The sequence below is a fragment of the Pseudomonas sp. FW507-12TSA genome, from assembly GCF_058781435.1.
Genome location: NZ_JBYSWT010000051.1, coordinates 1 through 20,119 on the forward strand (window position 1 = coordinate 1; position 20,119 = coordinate 20,119).

Annotated in this window: 21 protein-coding genes; 12 read left to right on the forward strand and 9 right to left on the reverse strand. The window is 66.4% G+C overall.

Annotation, left to right across the window (positions count from 1 at the left end; translation table 11 throughout):
• Positions 1 to 41: 41 nt before the first annotated feature.
• Genes AC3WK8_RS30900 through AC3WK8_RS30920 form a run of 5 tightly spaced genes read right to left on the reverse strand, consistent with a single transcriptional unit; the run spans position 42 to position 2,682 of the window.
• Entirely contained in the window at positions 42 to 371 is a 330-nt protein-coding gene (locus AC3WK8_RS30900; protein ID WP_103326947.1) for a type II toxin-antitoxin system RelE/ParE family toxin, read from the reverse strand.
• A complete protein-coding gene (locus tag AC3WK8_RS30905) occupies positions 368 to 604 on the reverse strand; it encodes a type II toxin-antitoxin system ParD family antitoxin (RefSeq protein WP_085596445.1) in 237 nt (78 codons plus the stop codon). Before AC3WK8_RS30905 ends, AC3WK8_RS30900 begins: the two co-directional genes overlap by 4 nt.
• 43 nt (positions 605 to 647) lie before the next feature.
• On the reverse strand, positions 648 to 1,286 hold the full coding sequence (locus AC3WK8_RS30910; RefSeq protein WP_103326945.1) for a response regulator: 639 nt from the start codon (positions 1,284 to 1,286) through the stop codon (positions 648 to 650).
• Complete coding sequence (locus AC3WK8_RS30915; RefSeq protein WP_085596447.1) at positions 1,286 to 2,557, reverse strand: sensor histidine kinase; 1,272 nt, start codon at positions 2,555 to 2,557, stop codon at positions 1,286 to 1,288. Before AC3WK8_RS30915 ends, AC3WK8_RS30910 begins: the two co-directional genes overlap by 1 nt.
• A 2-nt stretch (positions 2,558 to 2,559) precedes the next feature.
• Positions 2,560 to 2,682, reverse strand: a complete 123-nt coding sequence (locus AC3WK8_RS30920) for a hypothetical protein (RefSeq protein WP_256592452.1) — start codon at positions 2,680 to 2,682, stop codon at positions 2,560 to 2,562.
• Positions 2,683 to 2,843: 161 nt separating this feature from the next.
• Here AC3WK8_RS30920 and AC3WK8_RS30925 point away from each other — a divergent pair, with 161 nt between their 5' ends.
• From AC3WK8_RS30925 to AC3WK8_RS30950, 6 genes are all read left to right on the forward strand, one after another.
• Positions 2,844 to 4,037 carry an ABC transporter substrate-binding protein gene (locus AC3WK8_RS30925; protein WP_103326944.1) on the forward strand — a complete coding sequence of 398 codons (1,194 nt, stop codon included), beginning with the start codon at positions 2,844 to 2,846 and terminating at the stop codon, positions 4,035 to 4,037.
• 29 nt (positions 4,038 to 4,066) lie between these two features.
• Positions 4,067 to 5,041 (forward strand): YVTN family beta-propeller repeat protein, encoded by a 975-nt coding sequence (locus tag AC3WK8_RS30930; protein WP_085596449.1) that lies wholly within the window; start codon positions 4,067 to 4,069, stop codon positions 5,039 to 5,041.
• On the forward strand, positions 5,038 to 5,796 hold the full coding sequence (locus AC3WK8_RS30935) for an ABC transporter ATP-binding protein (protein WP_085596450.1): 759 nt from the start codon (positions 5,038 to 5,040) through the stop codon (positions 5,794 to 5,796). Before AC3WK8_RS30930 ends, AC3WK8_RS30935 begins: the two co-directional genes overlap by 4 nt.
• A gap of 26 nt (positions 5,797 to 5,822) precedes the next feature.
• Positions 5,823 to 6,617: an ABC transporter permease gene (locus tag AC3WK8_RS30940; RefSeq protein WP_085596451.1), complete on the forward strand. Its 795-nt coding sequence runs from the start codon at positions 5,823 to 5,825 to the stop codon at positions 6,615 to 6,617.
• A 309-nt stretch (positions 6,618 to 6,926) separates the two neighbouring features.
• On the forward strand, positions 6,927 to 7,469 hold the full coding sequence (locus AC3WK8_RS30945) for a PQQ-dependent catabolism-associated CXXCW motif protein (protein WP_103326942.1): 543 nt from the start codon (positions 6,927 to 6,929) through the stop codon (positions 7,467 to 7,469).
• A gap of 50 nt (positions 7,470 to 7,519) precedes the next feature.
• On the forward strand, positions 7,520 to 8,185 hold the full coding sequence (locus AC3WK8_RS30950; RefSeq protein WP_022643626.1) for a response regulator transcription factor: 666 nt from the start codon (positions 7,520 to 7,522) through the stop codon (positions 8,183 to 8,185).
• Positions 8,186 to 8,201: 16 nt separating this feature from the next.
• On the opposite strand, the gene nahK is transcribed toward AC3WK8_RS30950, so the two are convergent.
• From nahK to AC3WK8_RS30970, 4 genes are all read right to left on the reverse strand, one after another.
• A complete protein-coding gene (nahK, locus tag AC3WK8_RS30955; RefSeq protein WP_103326940.1) occupies positions 8,202 to 10,862 on the reverse strand; it encodes a hybrid sensor histidine kinase/response regulator NahK/ErcS' in 2,661 nt (886 codons plus the stop codon).
• Positions 10,792 to 11,955, reverse strand: coding sequence for a nitric oxide-sensing protein NosP (gene nosP, locus AC3WK8_RS30960; protein ID WP_103326938.1), 1,164 nt, complete (start codon positions 11,953 to 11,955; stop codon positions 10,792 to 10,794). The genes nahK and nosP overlap by 71 nt, the downstream gene beginning before the upstream one ends.
• Before the next feature lie 186 nt (positions 11,956 to 12,141).
• Entirely contained in the window at positions 12,142 to 13,326 is a 1,185-nt protein-coding gene (locus AC3WK8_RS30965) for a porin (protein WP_103326936.1), read from the reverse strand.
• Between the two features lie 209 nt (positions 13,327 to 13,535).
• Positions 13,536 to 14,573: an Ldh family oxidoreductase gene (locus tag AC3WK8_RS30970; protein WP_103326934.1), complete on the reverse strand. Its 1,038-nt coding sequence runs from the start codon at positions 14,571 to 14,573 to the stop codon at positions 13,536 to 13,538.
• A 132-nt stretch (positions 14,574 to 14,705) separates the two neighbouring features.
• Here AC3WK8_RS30970 and AC3WK8_RS30975 point away from each other — a divergent pair, with 132 nt between their 5' ends.
• The 6 genes from AC3WK8_RS30975 (at position 14,706) to AC3WK8_RS31000 (ending at position 19,954) form a co-directional block, all read left to right on the forward strand.
• Positions 14,706 to 15,581, forward strand: a complete 876-nt coding sequence (locus AC3WK8_RS30975) for a MurR/RpiR family transcriptional regulator (protein WP_103326932.1) — start codon at positions 14,706 to 14,708, stop codon at positions 15,579 to 15,581.
• 16 nt (positions 15,582 to 15,597) lie between these two features.
• Entirely contained in the window at positions 15,598 to 16,350 is a 753-nt protein-coding gene (locus AC3WK8_RS30980; protein ID WP_085596458.1) for a transporter substrate-binding domain-containing protein, read from the forward strand.
• Between the two features lie 73 nt (positions 16,351 to 16,423).
• Positions 16,424 to 17,143, forward strand: coding sequence for an ABC transporter permease (locus AC3WK8_RS30985; RefSeq protein WP_068584345.1), 720 nt, complete (start codon positions 16,424 to 16,426; stop codon positions 17,141 to 17,143).
• Positions 17,140 to 17,850, forward strand: a complete 711-nt coding sequence (locus AC3WK8_RS30990; RefSeq protein ID WP_103326930.1) for an ABC transporter permease — start codon at positions 17,140 to 17,142, stop codon at positions 17,848 to 17,850. The genes AC3WK8_RS30985 and AC3WK8_RS30990 overlap by 4 nt, the downstream gene beginning before the upstream one ends.
• A gap of 45 nt (positions 17,851 to 17,895) precedes the next feature.
• Positions 17,896 to 19,137, forward strand: a complete 1,242-nt coding sequence (locus tag AC3WK8_RS30995; protein WP_103326928.1) for an NAD(P)/FAD-dependent oxidoreductase — start codon at positions 17,896 to 17,898, stop codon at positions 19,135 to 19,137.
• A 16-nt stretch (positions 19,138 to 19,153) separates the two neighbouring features.
• The gene (locus tag AC3WK8_RS31000) at positions 19,154 to 19,954 is read left to right on the forward strand and encodes an amino acid ABC transporter ATP-binding protein (protein WP_259331862.1); all 801 of its coding nucleotides are present in this window, start codon (positions 19,154 to 19,156) and stop codon (positions 19,952 to 19,954) included.
• Positions 19,955 to 20,119 lie beyond the last annotated feature (165 nt).

The following is a 20,119-nucleotide window of genomic DNA, read 5'->3' on the forward strand; positions in this document are numbered from 1 at the left end:
CCCTCAAACTCACCACAAAAAACCCCAGACATCCCCCACCACTACCAGAAAACACCTTCAGCCAACCATTCAGGAAAGTCCCGCATACCATGCAAAACCCGCCACACGTCGATATGGTCAGCACGTTCAACGTAGAACACCAGATAGGGGTAGCGCTTCAACGGCCAACAAAGCACCCCCGGCAGATCCAGCTCGTGGGCGTAACGAGACATACCCGAGGCCGGATGACGGCCGATGTGGACATAGGCCTTTTCCAGAGCATCGATAAAACCGAGCGCAGCCTGCTCGGCCTGTTGCTCAAGGTAGTAGTTGATGACGCCTTGCACGTCCTGGTTGGCAAGGGCGCGTGGAATGACCGGCTTGGCTTTCATCCCCGAGCCTTGCGAACCCTGGCACGCAGGGATTCGAAATAGTCACCGTCCACAGCAGTGCCCGGTGCCGATTGAGCCCCCGCTAACAACAGGCCACGCAGATGTTGCCGATCCTGATCCTTGCGAATCAGCTCACGCACATATTCACTGCTGGTGCTGTAGCCACGCTGGCTGACTTGATCATCGACAAAGGACTTGAGGGCGTCCGGCAGGGAGATGTTCATGGTGCTCATGGCTTTGTCCGCTTTTGACAAAATTTGCCAAATTATACACCCCTCACCCCGCCACCCGCACCACGCCCATGTCGATCCCCAGATGCACCAGCTGCGCATGGGAACTGACCTGCAACTTGCTCTTGAGCAGGGTCAGGTGGTTGGACACGGTCTTGGTGCTGATGCACAGCTGCTCGGCAATCTCCCGCGCCGGGGTGCCCCGGGCCAGCATCACGAAGATCTCCAGCTCACGCTGGGTCATGCTCTGCAAGCGCGGGTCGCTGGCGCCGGCCTGGGGCGTGCAGGCCAGCTGGGTGGCCAGGGCTTGCTCGATGTAGGCGTGGCCCGCCAGCACCCGCTGCACCGCCTCGATCAGCACCTGGGGCGCCGAGCTCTTGGTCAGGTAGCCCGAGGCCCCGGCCTCCAGCGCCTGGCGCACCAGGGGCAGTTCGTCGTGCATGCTGAAGAACAGCACCCGCAGCTGCGGCAAGCGCTGGCGCAGGCGGCGGGTGGTCTCCAGGCCGCTGATGCCCGGCAGGCCGAAGTCCATGATCACCAGGTTCGGCACCTCTTCCAGGACCCGGGCCAGGGCCTCCTCGCCATTGGCGGCTTCACGGACCTGCATTGCCGGCAACGCCGCTCGCAGCAGGCTGGCGTAGCCCTGGCGGACCACGGCATGGTCGTCGACCAACAAGATGTTCATCAGGCCTCCATGGGCATGTTCAGGGGCATGTTCAAAGCCAGTGCCCAACCGGCGCCGGGACGGCTGAAGACGCGCAATTCGCCGCCCAGGCTGCGGGCACGCTCGGCCATCGAATGTAGGCCGACCCCGGGCCGCTGGGGCTGGCAGGCGCCGCGGCCGTTGTCCCGCACCCACAGGCGCAGGCCCCGGCCGCGGCGTTGCAGGCATATCCGCACCTGGCTGGCACTGGCGTGGCGGGCGACATTGGTCAGCGCCTCCTGCAACAGCCGGTACAACTGGGTCTGGTCCGTGGCCGACAGCGTTGGCAGGTCCTCGCCCAACTTCAGCTGGCAGGCGATGCCCTGGTTGTCCTGCCACTGGCTCACCAGCATCTGCAAGGCGGCTGGCAGCGACACGTGCTGCAACACCAGCGGATACAGGTCCTGCACCAGGGCGCGAAAGCCCTGCTGCAACTGCTGGCAATTGCGCTCCAGCAGCTCGGCCGTCTGCGCCACCGTGGCCGGCTCGCCAGCCACCAGGCGCAACAGGCAGGCCTGGGCACGGATACCGGCCAGGTACTGGCCAAGGTCGTCGTGCAGGGTCTGGGCCAGCTGGGTCCGCTCCCGTTCCTGCACCGCCAGCAGCGCCCGGGTCAGTTGCGCGTTGTCGGCCCGGGTCTGCTCCAGGGCCGAGGTCATGCGGTTGAAGTGCCCGGCCAGTTGCAGCGCTTCGGGCAGGCCGCTTTCCGGGAGGCGCACCGCCAGTTGCCCGGCCGATACTTGGCGCAAGGCCCGCAGCAGCTCATCGAGCAAGCCAACGCCCCGGCGCACCGCCCAGCGGATGGTCAACAGGCTCAGGACCAGGGCCAAGGCGCACAGGCCCAGGAGTTGTTGCAGGGAATCCCAGGCTTCGTCGATCTCGTCCCGGGCATCGACGGCGATCAGCACCCGGCGTCCGTCGCTCAAGTCCAGCAGCCGGCTGGCATGCTGGCGCTCGCTGAACAAGCGGCGGCCGAGCCAGGCATCCCAGCCCGATTGTTCGGGCAGGCGGGCACTGGCGCCCGGTTCCAGCCAATGCACCCGCACATGGCGCAGGCTACGGGTCAGGCGTGGTTGCAGGCTGGCCGGATCACGCTCGGCGGTCTCGCCCAGGTAGGCCACCACCGCCTCGGCGGACTGCAACTCGCGCTCGACATCGGCCAAGGCCTGGTGCCACAGCAACCCGGCACAAGCCAGGGTCACCAGGGCGAAAAAACCGCTGACCCACAGGTTGATCCGCCACAGCGCCGACATGCCTAGTGCCCCGGCGCCAACGGCACCGCCGGTACCGGCAGCGGGCGCGAGCCATGCAAGCGATCGACGCCGATCAGGCTGAGCATCAGCAGCAAGGGCAACAGCAGCAGTTTGATAAGGCGCATGGGCGATGACTCCGCAGTGGCCAGGGACGGTGCTGGCCATGCTAAGACCGCCACCGCCGCACCGGGCTACTACCTTGGTACTGGCCGGGCGCTACTTTCTGCATATTTCCCCGCTCCGGCGCTCTTTCTATGCTGGCGCCACCTGCCGTGGAGAGCCGCCGATGCGCCAGCCCGCCCCCCTTGTCCTGACCTGCCTGCTGGCCCTGGCCACGACCCTGGCCAATGTCCAGTACGCCCAAGCCGCGCAGGCGGCCGAACCCAGCCTGCAGGTGCGCATCGGCTACCTGGGCTATCGGCCCGACGCTGGTCCGCTGCTCTCGAACATCATTCCCGAACCCGCCGATGCCGGCCTGCAAGGCGCCGAGCTGGCGATCGTCGACAACAACAGCACCGGGCGCTTCCTCAAGCAGCGGTTCGAGCTGCTCAGCGCCAGCGTCGACAGCCCCGAGGCCCTGCTGCAAGCCGCCCGGGCCCAGCACGAGCAGGGCCTGCGGCTGTTCGTGGTGAACGCCCCGGCGGCCAGCTTGCGCGCCTTGTCCGCCGCCCTGCCCGACAGCCTGCTGTTCAACGCCGGCAGCCCCGACGACCACCTGCGCAGCGACCAATGCCTGGGCAACGTGCTGCACAGCCTGCCGAGCCGGGCCATGCTGGCCGACGCCCTGGTGCAGTTCCTGGCCCTGCGCAAATGGCAGCGGGCCTTGCTGGTGGTCGGCCAGACCGAGGATGACCGAGCCTACGCCCAGGCCCTGCGCCGGGCCATGAAGCGCTTCGGCGTGCAGATCGTCGCGGAAAAAGCCTGGAGCTTCGACAACGACCAGCGCCGCAGTGCCCAGGCCGACATGCCGCTGTTCACCCAAACCGCCGAGTACGACGTGGTGCTGGTGGCCGACGAGCGCGGCGACTTCGGCGAATACCTGCCCTACCAGACCTGGTACCCGCGCCCGGTGGCCGGCACCCAGGGCCTGACGCCCACCGCCTGGCACAAGAGCGTGGAGACCTTCGGCGCCGCGCAATTGCAAAAGCGCTTCGAAGCCCAGGCCGGGCGCTGGATGAACGACCGAGACTTCGCCGCCTGGATGGCCGTGCGCAGCGTCGCCAGCGCGGTGAGCAAGTTGCGCCAGGCTGAGCCCCGGGCCCTGCAACAACGGCTGCTGGGCGACCAGTTGCCGCTGGATGGCTTCAAGGGCCGCAAGCTCAGCTACCGCCCATGGAACGGCGAGCTGCGCCAACCCATTGCCCTGGTGCAACCCCGGGCCCTGGTCAGCACCTCGCCCCAGGAGGGTTTCCTGCATCCGTTCAACGAGATGGACAGCCTGGGCTACGACCGCCCCGAAGTGACCTGCCGCTATCCCTGACCCGCCCCTACAACAATAAGGAATCCGCCATGCGCCGCCCTCTTCTTCGCCGCTCCACGCTCTGCGCGGCCCTGCTGCTCGCCACCGGGCAGGCCCTGGCCGCCACCGCCTGGGTCTCCAACGAGAAGGACAACAGCCTGAGCCTGATCGACCTGCAGACCCTGCAAGTCACCGATACCCTGCCCGTCGGCCAGCGGCCCCGGGGCCTGCTGTTGTCCCACGACAACACGCTGCTGTACATCTGCGCCAGCGATTCGGACCGGGTCCAGGTGATGGATGTGGCCACCCGCAAGATCATCAAGGAACTGCCTTCGGGCAAGGACCCCGAGCAATTCGCCCTGCACCCCAACAACCGCTGGCTGTACGTATCCAACGAAGACGATGCGCTGGTGACGGTGATCGACACCCAGACCGCCAAGGTCCTGGGGCAGATCGACGTCGGTGTCGAGCCCGAAGGCATGGCGGTCAGCCCCGACGGCAAGTGGGCGGTCAACACCAGCGAAACCACCAACATGCTGCACTGGATCGACACCAGCACCCAGACCCTGGCCGACAACACCCTGGTGGACCAGCGCCCGCGTTTCGTCGAATTTTCCCCGGACGGTTCGCGCCTGTGGGCCTCGGCGGAAATCGGCGGCACGGTGACCATCCTCGATGTGGCCACCCGCCAGGTGCTCAAGACCCTGGGGTTCAAGATCAAGGGCGTGCACCCGGACAAGGTCCAGCCGGTGGGCATCAAGCTCAGCGCCGATGGCCAGTACGCCTTCGTCGCCCTGGGTCCGGCCAATCATGTGGCGGTGATCGATGCCAAGAGCTTCGAGGTCCTCGACTATCTGCTGGTGGGAAGGCGGGTCTGGCAGCTGGCATTCACCCCGGACCAGCGCCAATTGCTGGCCACCAACGGGGTCAGCGGCGACGTCTCGGTGATCGACGTGGAGCAGCGCAAGGTGCTCAAGTCGGTGAAGGTCGGGCGTTACCCCTGGGGCGTGGTGGTGACCCCATGAAGGCCCTGGAGGTGTGCCAGCTGAGCTTCGCCTACGGCCCGCGCCAGGCCCTGGACCAGGTCAGCCTGAGCCTGGCCCCCGGGCGCTTCGCCGCGCTGCTGGGGCCCAACGGCGCCGGCAAGTCGACGCTGATCGCCCTGCTCACCCGGCTCTACGACCTGCAACAGGGCGACATCCGTGTCGGCGGCTGCTCGCTGCGCAATGCCGCGCGGGCGGCCCTGCGCCAGTTGGGGGTGGTGTTCCAGCAAAGTACCCTGGATCTGGACCTGAGCGTCGAACAGAACCTGCGCTACCACGCCGCCCTGCATGGCCTGTCCCGGCGCCAGGCCCAGGCGCGGGTGGAGGCCGAGTTGCAACGCCAGGGCCTGGAGGAGCGCCGCCGCGAACCGGTGCGCCAGCTCAACGGCGGGCACCGACGGCGGGTGGAGATCGCCCGCGCGCTGCTGCACCAGCCGCGCCTGCTGTTGCTCGACGAAGCCAGCAGCGGCCTCGACCCGGCCAGCCGCCTGGCCCTGGGCCGGCATATCCGCCAGCTGTGTGAGGAGCAACAGCTGAGCGTGCTGTGGACCACCCACCTGCTGGATGAAGTGCAAACCGACGACCAGTTGCTGGTCCTGCACCAGGGGCGCCTGGTGGCCAGCGGCGAAGCTGGCGCGGTGAGCCAGGCCCACGGCGGTGACCTGGGCAGCGCCTTCGCCCGCCTGACCTCGGCGACGCCCACCCACTCGCTGGCAACCGGAGGACACGCGGCATGAGCACACCGGTCATGAACACGCCTGGCATGAGCGCCTACTGGCAGTGCCTGCGCGGCATCGTGCTGCGCGAATGGCTGCGCTTCGTCCTGCAGCGCACGCGCTTTCTCAGCGCCCTGGTGCGCCCGTTGCTGTGGCTGCTGGTGTTCGCCGCCGGCTTTCGCGCGGCCCTGGGCATCGCCATCATCGAGCCCTACGACACCTACATTCCCTACGAGGTCTACATCATCCCCGGGCTGGCCTGCATGATCCTGCTGTTCAACGGCATGCAAGGATCGCTGTCGATGGTCTACGACCGCGAGATGGGCAGCATGCGTCTCCTGCTCACCAGCCCCCTGCCCCGGCCGTTCCTCTTGGCCAGCAAGCTGCTGGCCACGGCCCTGGTGTCGCTGTTGCAGGTGTATGCCTTTCTCGCCATCGCCTGGCTCTACGGGGTGCAGCCCCCGGCCCTGGGCCTGCTGGCGGCACTGCCCGCGCTGTTGCTGGTGGCGCTGATGCTCAGCGCCCTGGGGCTGTTACTGTCCAACGCCATCCGCCAGTTGGAGAACTTCGCCGGGGTGATGAATTTCGTGATCTTCCCGCTGTTCTTCCTGTCTTCGGCGCTGTACCCGCTGTGGAAGATGCTCGAGGCCAGCCAGTGGCTGTACTGGCTGTGCGCGCTCAACCCCTTCACCCATGCGGTGGAGCTGGTGCGATTTGCCCTGTACCTGCGCTTCAACCCCCTGGCCCTGGCGGTGTGCCTGGGCCTGACCCTGGTGTTCGCGCTGCTCGCGGTGGCCACCTTCAACCCGCAGCACGCCGCCCTGCGCAAGAACACCGCCTAGGTTCTGCTGATGAAAAACCTCCGTAGCCGCTGTCGAGCCCTGGGCGAGGCGGCGCAAAGGGCCGAAGGACCTTCCAGGGCTCCGAAAGCCGGCACCTTGCAGTGCATGAAACCCCGTGGATGGCCCTGGCGGACCGAGCCGCCAGGCTTGGCGTCACCTGAACAGCCGCAGCAGCGACTACCGACAAGCGCAAGAGCGTCGCCCAGCCAGGACCTACGACTTTGGTACTGCTTTTACTGTCGATGGTCGCATTCCCAAGTGCCCGGCCCTGGCATGTAATGGGCCCATAACGACAAGGATAAAAGCCTTATGCCCCGTGCCCTGCAAACCCTGGCCACGCTGTGCCTGAGCCTGGCGCTGGGCAGCGTCCAGGCCGCCGACCCGCTGTTTTCCGCCGAGGGTTATCGCACAGGTAGCTATCGCAGCCCGACCCCGCTGCACATCGAGGCGGCGCAGATCGTCGACACCCAGGCCTTGCAGGGCCTGCTGCAAGCGCGCCCGGCACCGCTGCTGATCGATGTCTATCGCCGGCAATGGCTGCAAGGCCGCTTCATCGACAGCGAACCCCACGCCAACCTGCCCGGCAGCCACTGGCTGGCCAATACCGGCGACGGCGAGCTGACGCCCCAGTGGCAGGACTACTTCAACCAGCATTTGCAGCGCCTGAGCCTGGGCGACCGCCAGCGAGCGCTGGTGTTCTATTGCCGCGCCGATTGCTGGCTGAGCTGGAACGCGGTAAAACGCGCCGCAGCCCTGGGCTATAAAAATATCTACTGGTACCGCGATGGCCTGGATGCCTGGGAAGCCGCCGGGTTGCCCCTGGTGGCCGCGCAGCCCGAACCCCTGCCCTGACGATGCCTGGCTCAAGTGTCCCCATAACCACAATAACGAGGTGAAAGGCCGTGTACAGAATCCTGATAGCCGATGATCACCCACTGTTTCGCGAAGCCATCCACAACGTCATCAGCGACGGTTTCCCCGGCAGCGAGGTGATGGAAACCGCCGACCTGGACAGCGCCCTGGCCCTGACCCAGGACCACGACGACCTGGACCTGATCCTGCTGGACCTGAACATGCCGGGCATGCACGGCCTCAATGGCCTGATCACCCTGCGCAACGAAGCGCCGACCATCCCGGTGGTGATCGTCTCCGCCGAGCAGGACAAGCAGATCGTGCTGCAAGCCATCACCTACGGCGCCGTGGGTTTCATCACCAAGTCCTCGCCGCGCTCGCAGATGACCGAAGCCATCGAGCAGATCCTCAATGGCAACGTGTACCTGCCGCCGGACATCATCCGCACCCAGAAGAGCTCGCCAGGACGGCGCAGCAGCGAAGCCCCGAGCTTCCCGCCGGAGCTGTTGCAGGCCCTGACCCGCAAGCAACTGCTGGTGCTGGAGCGCATGACCAAGGGCGAATCCAACAAGCAGATCGCCTACACCCTGGACATCGCCGAGACCACGGTGAAGGCCCACGTCTCGGCGATCCTGCGCAAGCTCAACGTGCACAACCGGGTGCAGGCGATCCTCAGTGCCGGCGACATCGATTTCGGCGCCTACCTGCGCCGCTAGCGGCAAGCGGCAAGCCTCAAGCTCGGGGCTTACAGCTTGAAGCTTGCCGCTGCTTTATGAGGTGGCTGATGGCGGTCTTGAGTTTCATCGGCCGCACCGGCTTGTGCATCAGGGTGTGGCCCAGTTCGCGCAGTTGCTGCTTGAGGTCGTTGCTGTAGTTGGCGGTGATCATCATCGCCGGGATCGCCAGGGCGCGGCGGGCGTTGATCCGCGCCACGGCGTCGATGCCGTTGCGCTGCTGGTCCAGGTGGTAGTCGGCGATCAGCAGGTCGGCCTCGGCCCGGTAGTCATCCACCTGGCGCGCCAGGTCTTCCTCGGACAACGCCGTGACCACCTGGCAGCCCCAGCCTTCGAGCAGGGTGCGCATGCCGGCGCAGATCGCGGCATCGTTATCCAGCACCCAGATCCGCGCTCCCTGCAAACGCTCCAGCGGCGCCGCCCGTCCTTCCAGGCACGGTGTAGGTGGCGGCGCGCTGGCGCTGATCGGCACTTGCACGCTGAACACCGAACCGCGCCCAGGCCAGGAACGCACGTCGATGCGGTGGCCGAGGATCCCGGCGATTTTCTCGACGATGGCCAACCCCAGGCCCAGGCCCCGGTCCTGGTCGGGGCGCTGTTCGTCGCCGCGCTTGAACTCCTGGAAGATTTCCTCCAGCCGCTCGGCGGCGATGCCCAGGCCACTGTCCCAGACCTGGATCGACAGCCAGCGGCCCTGGCGCCGGCAGCCCAGCACCACCCGACCCTGGCGGGTGTAGCGGATGGCATTGCTCAACAGGTTGCGCAGGACCCGCGCCAGCAGCTGGATGTCGCTGCGAACCAGCGCCGAGCAGGCCACGAAGTGCAGCTCCAGGCCCTCGCTGCGGGCCACCTGGGCATATTCGGCGGCCAGGTTGTCCAGCAGCTCGCCGAGGGCGAAGGGTGCGATATCGGCCTTGATCACCCCGGCGTCGAGCTTGGAGATGTCCACCAGGGTGCCCAGCAGATTCTCCACGTCCTCCAGGGAATTGCTGACATTGCGCACCAACGCCTGGCTCGCCTCGGGGTCGCGACGCTCCAGCAGGGCACTGGTGAACAGCCGCGCGGCGTTCAGCGGTTGCAGCAAATCGTGGCTGACCGCGGCCAGGAACTTGGTCTTCGACAGGTTGGCCCGCTCGGCTTCGCCCTTGGCCTCGCGCAGGCGCGATTCGACCCGGCTGCGCTCCTCGATCTCGCGCAGCAGTTGCTGGTTGAGGGTGGTCAGCTCGGCGGTGCGCTCGCGCACCCGCAGCTCCAGGTTCTGGTAGGCCTGGTGCAGGGCCTCGGCGGTGCGCCGGCGCTCGGTGATGTCGCGGATCAGCACGAAGATCCCCACCACCTCGCCACTGGCCAGGCGGTTGGGCACGTAGGAGCGCAGCATGTAGCGCTCTTGATGGTTGATGTTGGTCTCGGGGAACTCGAAGGTCACGCTCTCCCCGGCCAGCGCCCGAGCGATGTAGGACTCCAGGCGCTGGTAGTGCTGCTCGCTGTGCGCCTCGCGCAGGCTCTGGCCGAGCATCACGCCCCGCGGCCAGCAGTACCACTCTTCGTAGACCTTGTTGGTGAATTCGTACACCAGGTCGGCATTGAGGTAGGCGATCAGCGCCGGCACCTGATCGGTGATCAGGCGGATCCAGCGTTCGCTCTCGCTCAGGGCCTCGGCATGCCGGTAGCGCTCGGTGATGTCGGTGAAGGTGTTGACGAAACCACCGGTGGGCAGCGGATGGGTGCGGATCTCCAGGACCCGGCCATCGCTCAGGCGCTGCTCGCACTCGTGGATCGGCCGACCATTGGCATCGCGGCTGTCGGGGCTGAGCAGGCTCAGTTCGCTGTCACCGATGACCTCGGCAAACAAGCGATGCGCGGCCACCGGCGCCAACCCGCTGAGTTCCAGGAAACGCCGGTTCCACAACTCCAGCACGCCCTCGGCGTTGACCATGGCCACGCCCTGGGAGAGGTTGTCCACCGCCCGTTGCAACAGGTGGGACTTTTGCGCCACTGCCTGCTCGCGGCGCTGGGTCTCGCTGTGCTTGACCTCGGTGATATCGGTGAACAGGATCACCCGCCCACCCTCGCGGGTCGGCCGTTCGCTGACCTGCAGCCAGCGGCCGTTGTGCAGGCGATACAACAGGTGTTCGTCACCGCCGCTGCGCGGCTCTTCGCTGAACAACCCGGTGCTGGTCAGCAACCGCCGGACCTCGGCCAGGCGCATGCCGGCCATGATCCGCACCCGGCTGTTGGCCCAGAAAGCGCGAAAGCGACTGTTGAACAGGACGATGCGCTGCTCCTGGTCGAACAGCACGAAGGCGTCGGAAATGCTCTCGATGGCATCGATCAGGTGCTGGTGGGCGGTCTCGGCCCGCATCCGCGCCTCGCTAAGCAAATGGTTGCCGGCCTTGAGCTCGGCCATGGCCTGGTTCAGCGCGTCGGTGCGTTCGCGCACCTGTTCGGCCAGCACCACCGAGTGCTGGAACGCCGCATAAGGATCGTTGCCCCGGGTGATGCCGGACTCGACCCGCTCGATCAGCGCGTCGTTGATCCGCCGCAGCTTGCGGTTCTCCCGTTGCAGGCAGTCGATCCGGGCTTGCAGTTCAGCGACGGGCCGCAGTTCGGCTGCGGGCAATGGCGACCCCGGTGAAGGTCTGGTTGATGTGCATGCCATTGAACTGTTCTCCGTAGGTGTTGAACCCCATCACCCGCTGCTCGCGCAGGAAGGCGCCGATACGCTCCAGGCCGCCCTGGTCCTCCAGCTCCAGGCGGCGCAGGAAGCAGTCGCAGCCGATGGTCAGCAGCAAGCGGCCCAGGCGTTGCTGCAAGCCGTCGAACAAGGCTTGCAGGTTGGGCAGCAAGGGGCCGGGAGTCATGGCGGTAAGCACGATGCCGTTCTCCACCGCGCAGTAGAAACTCAGGCTCAGGTCCGGGTGCACCTGCTGCACTGCACGCACGTAGTAGTGCTGGTTGATCCGCACCGCCAGGGGGTGGGCGGCGAATACCCGGTGGTCAAGGTGCGCCAGCGGTACGCCGATCAGCCGCGCGTACTCCTCGGCGGCCGGCTCGGCGTTCAGCTCATAGACCCGGCGCAAAGTACTGTCGACGCCGGTGACCACCAGTTTTTCCGTCCGGGGCTGGATGTGGTGGGTGGTGAACACCTCGAAATCCAGCCAGGTGTTGACCAGCACCACCACCGCCGCACCGCTGTGGAATTCACCGCCGAAGTACACGTGGGTGTGGGTCAGGTAGTTGTCGTCGCCGGCCGAGCCGCCGAAATGCGGGATATCGCCCAGGGCCGCGCTGAGGGCCGCCAGGACCATTTCCTCGCGGCTCGAAAGGCCGTCCAGCAGGGTCAGGGCGAAGGTGTTGCCCTTGATCGGCGCCAGGGTGTTGCTGCGACAGCCGCCCACCAGGCGCTCGACCATGCGCTGGGCGTCGATCAGGCTGAAATGCTCCATCTGGTCGATCAGTTCGGCGGCGATGGAAAAGTGCCGGTGGTCGAAACCGATGGCGGTCACGCAGTTGCGCCCGTAGCCCTGGGGCGTGATTTCCCCGGCGCTGGTGCAGCCCACCAGGGGGATGCCGCCAAAGCCCTGTTGCAGGGCCTGGCCGAGGGCTTGCAGCGGGTACTCGGCGGAGCAGAAGAACAGCACGAAGCCCAGGTGCGGATGCAGCAGCTGGCGGGCCAGGTCCTGGGCCACCTGCTGCGGATCGCCGGCCTGGGACATGGCGCTGACCACGCCCTCGCTCTGGGCTTGCTGCATGGTTGTCTCCGGCGCGGATTGGTTAGGCTCGCAAGTGTACGAAGCGCCCGGCCGGCCACGAATGCTACTTGGGTAGCGGGTGGCCAGTTCCATGGGCGTAGGCGCTGGCCACAGGTTTTTTTACAACCGGCCGCAATAACGGATGCAAACCACTTGCAGCTGGCAACTGGCGGCTTGCCGCTGCCGTTACCAGCTCAGCACCGCGCCCACGGCGAAGGTGTTGGTGTCTTCGTTCTGGGCGCTGCCGCGATGGCCGTCGATCTGGAACTGGTTGTACTCGGCCACCAGCTTGAGGTTGTCGTTGATGTCATGGAACAGCGCGACGCCGCGGGTCTGGTAGTCGGCGCCGCTGCCCACCACGCCGTTGCCGTCGTCACGGGTCTTGCCATAGGACAGCGCCAGGCGGTTCTTGCCCAGCTTGTACGAGCCCTGCAGCAGGTAGCCGCGGCTGTCGACATTGCGCAGGGTGGCCTTGCCGGCGTTGTTGGTGAAGAAGGGGTTGATGCCCCTGGCCTGGAACCCCGAGCCGGTCAGGGACAGCCCGCCCATCTTGGCTTGCAGGCCGTAGCCCAGGCCCTTGGAGGTTACCGAGCGCACCTCGGGGTCGGTGTTGTCGGAGGTCTGGTAGCTGCCGTTGAGCCAGCTGTAGAACTTGGCCCCGCCCAGGTCGAACTGGTAGGTGATCTCGCTCTCGGTGCGCGGGTTCTTCTGGTAGGCCTTGCCCAGGGTGCTGCTGTCGTTGGTGTCCACCGGGTCGAGGATGCCCACCGCCACCCGCAGGCCGTCCATCAACGGGCTGCGGTAGGTGATCTGCGAGGTGGGAAAGGGATAGGGATAACCGCTGCCGATATTGCCGAACGACACCCCGCCGCCATCCACCAGCCCCAGGCTGTCGCTGACCTGGCCATAGCCTGCGAGCATTTCGTCGAGCAGGATGTTGGAGCGGGCGAACAGGCCGAAGTCCTTGCCGATCAGCACTTCGCCCCACTCCGGGTTGGCCACGGTGCCGTAGAACTGGCGCACGTCGATGGCGGTGTCGGTGCCGTTGTCCTGGCTGTCGTTGATGGTTACCCAGAACGAGGCCCGGGCGCCGAGCTTGAGGTCATCCACCTGCTTGCCCATGTTGAAGCCCAGGTAGTTGGGCAAAAAGCCCATCTTCACCCGCGCCTGGCGCCGGTCGTACTGCTCGCCGGCACGGTCGACCTTGCTGTTGACGTAGAAAGCGTTGACGTAGCCGTCGGTGGAAAAGGTGGTCTGGTCCTTGTCGTAGAGCATGATCTGGGCCTGGGCGGCATTGCCCAGGCCCAGGGTCGACAGGCCGGCGATCAGGGCCGGGAACAGAGGGTGCTGGCGATTCTTATTGTTGTGCATGGCGCGCTCCGCATTCGGGGGACGAGATGTCGGAGGCGATTATCAAAAGGCGCCGCAAGCGCCCATAGGCTGCCTTGGGGGCAAGTGGCCGGTGCTTTGGAGGGGCAGCAGGGGAGCGGTCGTTTCGATCCACGACCCGCCCCGCTACCGGCCCCCTACCTGGAGTAACACCAAGGGCTCATGGACCCGGATGCGAAGGGATGAAGCCCTTAGTCGTCGCCCGCCAGGCCCCGCAGCCGCGCCAGTTCGGCGGTGGCCAGGGGAATGCCCTCTTGCAGGGCTTTGGCCCGGGTGCGGTAGCGCCGGTCACCGGGCAGGCGCTCCAGGCCCACGGCCTGCATCTGCTGTACCAGCTCCTGGCTGCGCTGGGCGAAGCGGCCACCGCCGCAGTGGCTGGGGTCGATGACGATCAGCAACTGGCCGGTCCAGGGCGTTTGTGCCCCGGGATGTCGGGACCAGTCGAACTCGAAGGAGAAGTTGCCTCCCGTCAGCGCCGCCGCCAGCAATTCCACCATCATCGACAGCGCCGAGCCCTTGTGCCCGCCGAAGGGCAACAAGGCGCCGCCGTCGAGGATCGCCGCCGGATCGCAGGTGGGCTGGCCGTCCCGATCCACCCCCATGCCCTCGGGCAACTGCTGGCCCTGGCGCTTGGCGATCTGCACGTCGCCATGGGCAATGGCGCTGGTGGCCAGGTCGAAGACGATGGGCTCGGCGCCTTCGCGGGGCGCGGCGAAGGCAATCGGGTTGGTGCCGAACAGCGGCCGCTGGGCACCGTGGGGCACCACGCAGGTCATGCTGTTGACCAGGCTCAGGGCCACCAGGCCTTCTTCGGCGAAGGGCTCGACATCCGGCCAGAGCGCAGCGAAGTGATGGGAATTACGGATCGCCAACACCGCGATCCCGGCGCTGCGGGCCTTGCTCACCAGTGCCTCGCGGGCCGCCGCCAGGGCCGGCTGGGCAAAGCCGCCCCCGGCATCCACCGCCACCACACCGGGGGCCACATCCTCGACTTGCGGCACGGCCTGGCCATCGACCCAGCCGCTGGCCAGGGACGACAGGTAGCCGGGAATGCGGAACACCCCGTGGCTGTGGGAGCCGTCGCGCTGGGCCCGGGCGCAGTTGTCCGCCAGGACCCGGGCCACCTCGGCGCTGGTGCCGTGGCGCAGGAAGATACGTTGCAGAAGATGGGTCAAGGCCGATAGGTCGAGGTACTCGCTAGCGGCCTGCGCCAGGGGGGCGTCGGACATGGGTGGCTCCATTGGAATTGTTATTGGAAGGCACCTGACTATCGCGTCACGCCAGTTAACTGTCAAACATTGACTTAATGACAGAAAACATCCATTTTTCATTGCCAACGGCCCACAACAACGAAAATAGCCATGAGCCAACCGATCAAGCAACGCCTTGAAAGTGCCCTGTCCGGTACTACCGCCTCAGGCCGGGCAATCGCCAGCTACATGCTGGCCAACCTCCATGAACTGCCGTTCCAGACCGCCGCCGATGTGGCCGGCAAGCTCGGGTTCAGCGAGTCCAGCGTCGGGCGCTTCTGCCGCGCCATCGGCTACAGCCATTTCAAGGATCTGAAGAACGACCTGAAGAACGACCTCGGCGAAGGGCCGTGGCTGGTGGGCGATCGCTTGCAGGAGTTTCGCCAGCAACCCAACCCCACCGGCCAGGGCCTGCCGCGCAGCTTCGAGCTGGAAGTCGGCGCGCTGATGAAGGTCTATGAATACAGCCTGACCCCGGCCTGGCAGCAAGTGGTGCAACGCCTGGCCAGCCGGCCGCGGGTGTTCGTCGCCGGCTTCCAGACCGAGCGCGGCATCGCCGCCTCCATGGTCCACCTGCTGCAATACCTGCGCGACGGCGTGCATCTGGTGGACGGTTCCGCCGGACACTTCGCCGAGGTGCTGCTGGCCCCGCCCACCGACTGCGCGCTGGTGGTGTTCGAGGCCCGGCGCTACTCGCGCCACGCCCTGGCCCTGTGCCACAAGGCCCGTGCGGCCGGGATACCCGTGACACTGGTGACCGATACCTTCTGCGATTGGGCCGAACAGAACGCCGATGAGGTGTTTCGCGTGCCCACTGAGTTCAACCTGTTCTGGGAGTCCACCGCGGCGATGCTGTCGCTGGTGCACCTGCTGGTCAACCAGGTGTGCAAGCACCTGGGGCCCGAGGTGGAAAAGCGCCTGGAAGCCACTGCCGCCCTGCATAACGAGTTCGTTGGCTACACATCCTCCACCCGAGCAAAACAATAAATAATCGAGGTGCTCCATGAAAAACGTCGTTCGCTTCGCCAGTGCCTGCGTCATGGCCGTCGCCGCTACCGCGGCCCAGGCCGAGGTCTTGAAGATCGCCACCGAAGGCGCCTACCCGCCCTTCAACTACGTGGACTCCAGCAACCAGCTGCACGGCTTCGACGTGGACATCGCCAACGCCCTGTGCGAGCGGCTCAAGGTGCAGTGCCAGATTGTCGCCCAGGACTGGGAAGGCATCATCCCGGCGCTGATGGCCAAGAAGTACGACGCCGTGGTGGCCTCGATGATCGCCACCGACGAACGCAAGAAAAAGATCGCCTTCACCAACCACTACTACCGCACCCCGCTGTCGGTGGCGGTGCCCAGGGACTCGGACATCACCGACGCCCAGACCGACTTCAAGGGCCGTACCGTGGGCGCGCAATCGTCCTCGACCCAGGCCATCTACGCCGAGGACCACTACGGCCCGGCCGGGGCCGACGTGAAGTTCTACCCGACCCTGGACGAAGCCAACAGCGACCTGGCCGCCGGGCGCATCGACGGGGTGATCGCCGACAAGTTCCCGCTGCTGGCCTGGGCTGAAAGCGCCGGCAAGGATTGCTGCAAGATCATCGGTGACGTCAACGGCACCACCGCCGACGCCTCGATCGCCGTGCGCAAGGAAGACAACGCCCTGCGCGAGCGCCTGAACCAGGCCCTGGACGAGATCGTCGCCGACGGCACCTACAAGAAGATCTCCAGCCGCTACTTCGCCTTCGACATCTACTGATCCGCCGCCACGGTGCCGCGCCGCCCTGGCGCGGCGACCGGCTGCACGAAGCATTGCGCAAGAGGGTCCGAGCATGTTCGAACAGCTGTCTCTTCTTTCCCTGGCCAGCGGCGGCTGGGGCTCGGCCTTGTTGGCCGGGGCCCTGGTGACCATCGCCCTGGCACTGGCCTGCGTACCCATCGGCCTGCCCCTGGGGCTCGCCGTGGCCCTGGCCGCCCGCTCGAAAAACCGCTGGGCGCGAGCCTGGGCCACCAGCTTCTCCACGGTGTTTCGCGGCCTGCCGGAGCTGTTGACCCTGCTGATCATCTACTACGGCTGCCAGATCGCCGCGCAGAAGATCCTCGCCGCCCTGGGCTACCCCGGCGAGGTGGCGATCAACACCTTCGTCGCCGCGATGATCGCCTTCAGCCTGGTGTTCGCCGCCTTCTCCAGCGAGATCTGGCTGGCGGCGTTCAAGACCCTGCCCAAGGGCCAGTACGAAGCCGCCAGCGCCCTGGGCCTGTCGCGGCGCACCACCTTCAACCAGGTGCTGCTGCCGCAACTGACCCGCATCGCCCTGCCGGGCCTGTCCAACAACTGGCTGTCGCTGCTCAAGGACACCTCGCTGGTATCGACCATCTCCCTGGTGGACCTGATGCGCCAGACCAACCTGGCGGTCAGCGTGACCAAGGAGCCGATGCTGTTCTACACCGTGGCCTGCCTGGGCTACCTGTTGTTCTCGGCGTTGTCCGGGCAGTTGTTCGGCTTTCTCGAACGGCGCTTCAGCCGCCATCAACGGAGCCTGCAACCATGAACCTGGATCAATGGCTGAACCTGGTGCTCAACCAGGAACTGCTGGAGCGCTACGGCCCGCGCTTTATCGACGGCCTGCTGGTGACCGCCAAGCTGGTGGCGATCTCCTTCAGCCTCGGCGCCCTGCTGGGCCTGCTGATCGCCCTTGGGCGGCTGTTCGGCAACCCGCTGCTGCGGCGCTTTACCGGGGCCTATGTGTACTTCTTCCGCGGCTCGCCGCTGCTGGCCCAGCTGTTCATGCTGTATTACGGCCTGGGCTCGTTCAAAGGCTTCTGGCAGGACGTGGGGCTGTGGTGGTTCTTTCGCGAGGCGTGGCTGTGCACCCTGCTGGCCTTCACCCTGAACACCGCCGCCTACCAGGCGGAGATCCTGCGCGGCAGCCTGCTGGCGGTGGCCCAGGGGCAGCGTGAAGCCTGCCAGGCCCTGGGCCTGTCGCGCTGGACGGCGTTTGGCAAGGTGATTTTTCCGCAGTCGCTGCTGGTGGCCGTCGGGCCTTTGGGCAACGAGCTGATCCTGATGATCAAGGCCAGCGCCATCGCCTCCCTGGTGACCCTCTACGACCTGATGGGCGTGACCAAGCTGGCCTTCTCCCGCAGCTTCGACTTCCAGATCTACCTGTGGGCCGCGGTGCTGTACCTGGTGATCGTCGAGGTGGTGCGGCGCAGCCTGAAATACCTGGAAGGCCGTCTCGGCCGGCACCTGAACTGAACCCTTGGGAGCCCGCGCACGGCCCCCCGCAGTAAGGATAGAACCATGCATTGCCAGACCATCGTCTTGGGCGCCGGGATCGTCGGCGTCAGCACCGCCCTGCACTTGCAGGCCCGTGGCCGCGAAGTCGTGCTGCTGGACCGCCAGCCGCCGGGCAACGGCACCAGCCACGGCAACGCCGGGCTGATCGAACGCGCCAGCGTGATCCCCTACGCCTTCCCCCGGGAAGTGACCAAGCTTTTGCGCTACGGCCTCAACCAGCAATCGGACGTGCGCTACAGCCTGCGCCACCTGCCCAAGGCTGGCCCCTGGCTGCTGCAATACTGGCGCCACTCCTCACCCCAGGGCCTGGCCGCCGCCACCCGCGCCATGCTGCCGCTGATCGAACAATGCGTCAGCGACCACCTGGCCCTGGCGGAGCCGGCGGGCATGCTCGGGCTGATCCACGACGGCGGCTGGCTCGAAGCCTTCAACGACCAGCAAGCCTTCGACAGCGCCCAGGCCGCCGCCGCGGACCTGGCCCAGTACCAGCTCAACTACCGGGTGCTGGACCGCGAGCAGATCCACGCCCTGGAACCCGGCCTGCACGGCGACGTGGTGGGCGGCCTGCACTGGCTCGACCCGCGCACGGTCAGCGACCCCGGCGGCCTGACCCGTGGCTACGCCGAACTGTTCAAGCAGCGCGGCGGCCGATTCGTCATCGGCGATGCCCTGAGCCTGACCCAGGTCGAAGGCGGCTGGCAGGTGCAGAGCGAACAGGGCCCGATCAGCGCCCAGGAAGTGGTGGTCGCCCTCGGCCCGCAGGCCGCAGGCCTCTTCGAGCCCCTGGGCTACCGCATCCCGCTGGCGATCAAGCGTGGCTACCACATGCACTACGCCGCCCTGCCCGGCAACGAGCTGCGCCACCCGATCCTCGACCCGGTGGGTGGCTACGTGCTGGCGCCGATGGTGGGCGGCATCCGACTGACCACCGGCATCGAGTTCGCCGACAGCGATGACCCGATCAACGAAATCCAACTGCGCCGCTGCGAAACCCTGGCCCGACAGTTCTACCCCCTGGGCGAGCGCGTCGACGCCAAACCCTGGCTGGGCCGCCGCCCCTGCCTGCCGGACATGTGCCCGGTGATCGGCCCGGCGCCGCGCCACCCGGGGCTGTGGTTCAACTTCGGCCACGCCCACCACGGCCTGACCCTGGGCCCGGTCAGCGGCCGCCTGCTGGCGCAACTGATGACCGGCCAGACACCCTTCACCGACCCTGCCCCCTATCGCGCCGAGCGCTTCAACTGACCGTCGGAGACCTGCCATGCTGACCCAGACCGCCCCGCTATCCGCCGTGCCCGAACCCGCCACCCGCGCCACCATCGACCGCCGCGAGGTGGTGATCGATATCTCTGGGCTGAACAAGTTCTACGGCGCCTTCCACGTGCTGCACGACATCGACCTCAAGGTCCGCCAGGGCGAACGCATCGTCCTCTGCGGGCCTTCCGGCTCCGGCAAATCCACCTTGATCCGCTGCATCAACCGCCTGGAAATCGCCGAGAAGGGCCAGATCCTGGTGGACCGCACCGACCTGGCGCAAAACACCCGCGAAGCGGCCAAGGTGCGCAGCCAGGTGGGCATGGTGTTCCAGCACTTCAACCTGTTCCCGCACATGAGCGTGCTGGACAACTGCACCCTGGCCCCCACCACTGTGCGCGGCCTATCACGCAAAAAAGCCGAGGAACTGGCCCGCAGCTTCCTGGCCAAGGTCGGCATCGAAAGCCAGGCCGGCAAATACCCCAGCCAACTGTCCGGGGGGCAGCAACAACGCGTGGCCATCGCCCGGGCGTTGTGCATGGAACCGAAGATCATGCTGTTCGACGAACCCACCTCGGCGCTGGACCCAGAGATGGTCAGCGAAGTGCTGGATGTGATGGTGAAACTGGCCGACAGCGGCATGACCATGCTGTGCGTGACCCATGAGATGGGATTTGCCCGGCAGGTGGCGGAGCGGGTGTTGTTTCTGGATGGTGGGCGGATTGTGGAGGATGCGCCGCCGGAGGCGTTTTTTGCGGCGCCCAAGAGTGAGCGGGCGAAGGCGTTTCTTGCGCAGATTGTGCATTGAGTGGATAGGCGCCGCGTATTGTGCGGCGTCTGTTTAGCTTAAGTAGAGGTATTTATTGCTGGACTTAGTGAAAGACTGCTATCGGCCAAAAGCGGACGCCCAAATGTGTATAGCAACCTCAAGGCGCCTGGAAGCTGCCCAGAATCAAAAATACCGTCATGTTGC

What these genes read in the sequence shown, in the direction of transcription:
- AC3WK8_RS30940 (WP_085596451.1), top strand. Translation starts at nt 5,823, where the DNA reads ATGAGCGCCTACTGGCAGTGCCTGCGCGGCATCGTGCTGCGCGAATGG.
- AC3WK8_RS30980 (WP_085596458.1), top strand. Translation starts at nt 15,598, where the DNA reads ATGAAAAACGTCGTTCGCTTCGCCAGTGCCTGCGTCATGGCCGTCGCC.
- AC3WK8_RS30915 (WP_085596447.1), bottom strand. Translation starts at nt 2,557, where the DNA reads ATGTCGGCGCTGTGGCGGATCAACCTGTGGGTCAGCGGTTTTTTCGCC.
- AC3WK8_RS30925 (WP_103326944.1), top strand. Translation starts at nt 2,844, where the DNA reads ATGCGCCAGCCCGCCCCCCTTGTCCTGACCTGCCTGCTGGCCCTGGCC.
- AC3WK8_RS30930 (WP_085596449.1), top strand. Translation starts at nt 4,067, where the DNA reads ATGCGCCGCCCTCTTCTTCGCCGCTCCACGCTCTGCGCGGCCCTGCTG.
- nahK (WP_103326940.1), bottom strand. Translation starts at nt 10,862, where the DNA reads ATGGCATGCACATCAACCAGACCTTCACCGGGGTCGCCATTGCCCGCA.
- AC3WK8_RS30975 (WP_103326932.1), top strand. Translation starts at nt 14,706, where the DNA reads ATGAGCCAACCGATCAAGCAACGCCTTGAAAGTGCCCTGTCCGGTACT.
- AC3WK8_RS31000 (WP_259331862.1), top strand. Translation starts at nt 19,154, where the DNA reads ATGCTGACCCAGACCGCCCCGCTATCCGCCGTGCCCGAACCCGCCACC.
- AC3WK8_RS30990 (WP_103326930.1), top strand. Translation starts at nt 17,140, where the DNA reads ATGAACCTGGATCAATGGCTGAACCTGGTGCTCAACCAGGAACTGCTG.
- AC3WK8_RS30970 (WP_103326934.1), bottom strand. Translation starts at nt 14,573, where the DNA reads ATGTCCGACGCCCCCCTGGCGCAGGCCGCTAGCGAGTACCTCGACCTA.
- AC3WK8_RS30935 (WP_085596450.1), top strand. Translation starts at nt 5,038, where the DNA reads ATGAAGGCCCTGGAGGTGTGCCAGCTGAGCTTCGCCTACGGCCCGCGC.
- nosP (WP_103326938.1), bottom strand. Translation starts at nt 11,955, where the DNA reads ATGCAGCAAGCCCAGAGCGAGGGCGTGGTCAGCGCCATGTCCCAGGCC.
- AC3WK8_RS30900 (WP_103326947.1), bottom strand. Translation starts at nt 371, where the DNA reads ATGAAAGCCAAGCCGGTCATTCCACGCGCCCTTGCCAACCAGGACGTG.
- AC3WK8_RS30905 (WP_085596445.1), bottom strand. Translation starts at nt 604, where the DNA reads ATGAGCACCATGAACATCTCCCTGCCGGACGCCCTCAAGTCCTTTGTC.
- AC3WK8_RS30920 (WP_256592452.1), bottom strand. Translation starts at nt 2,682, where the DNA reads ATGCGCCTTATCAAACTGCTGCTGTTGCCCTTGCTGCTGATGCTCAGC.
- AC3WK8_RS30965 (WP_103326936.1), bottom strand. Translation starts at nt 13,326, where the DNA reads ATGCACAACAATAAGAATCGCCAGCACCCTCTGTTCCCGGCCCTGATC.
- AC3WK8_RS30910 (WP_103326945.1), bottom strand. Translation starts at nt 1,286, where the DNA reads ATGAACATCTTGTTGGTCGACGACCATGCCGTGGTCCGCCAGGGCTAC.
- AC3WK8_RS30945 (WP_103326942.1), top strand. Translation starts at nt 6,927, where the DNA reads ATGCCCCGTGCCCTGCAAACCCTGGCCACGCTGTGCCTGAGCCTGGCG.
- AC3WK8_RS30985 (WP_068584345.1), top strand. Translation starts at nt 16,424, where the DNA reads ATGTTCGAACAGCTGTCTCTTCTTTCCCTGGCCAGCGGCGGCTGGGGC.
- AC3WK8_RS30995 (WP_103326928.1), top strand. Translation starts at nt 17,896, where the DNA reads ATGCATTGCCAGACCATCGTCTTGGGCGCCGGGATCGTCGGCGTCAGC.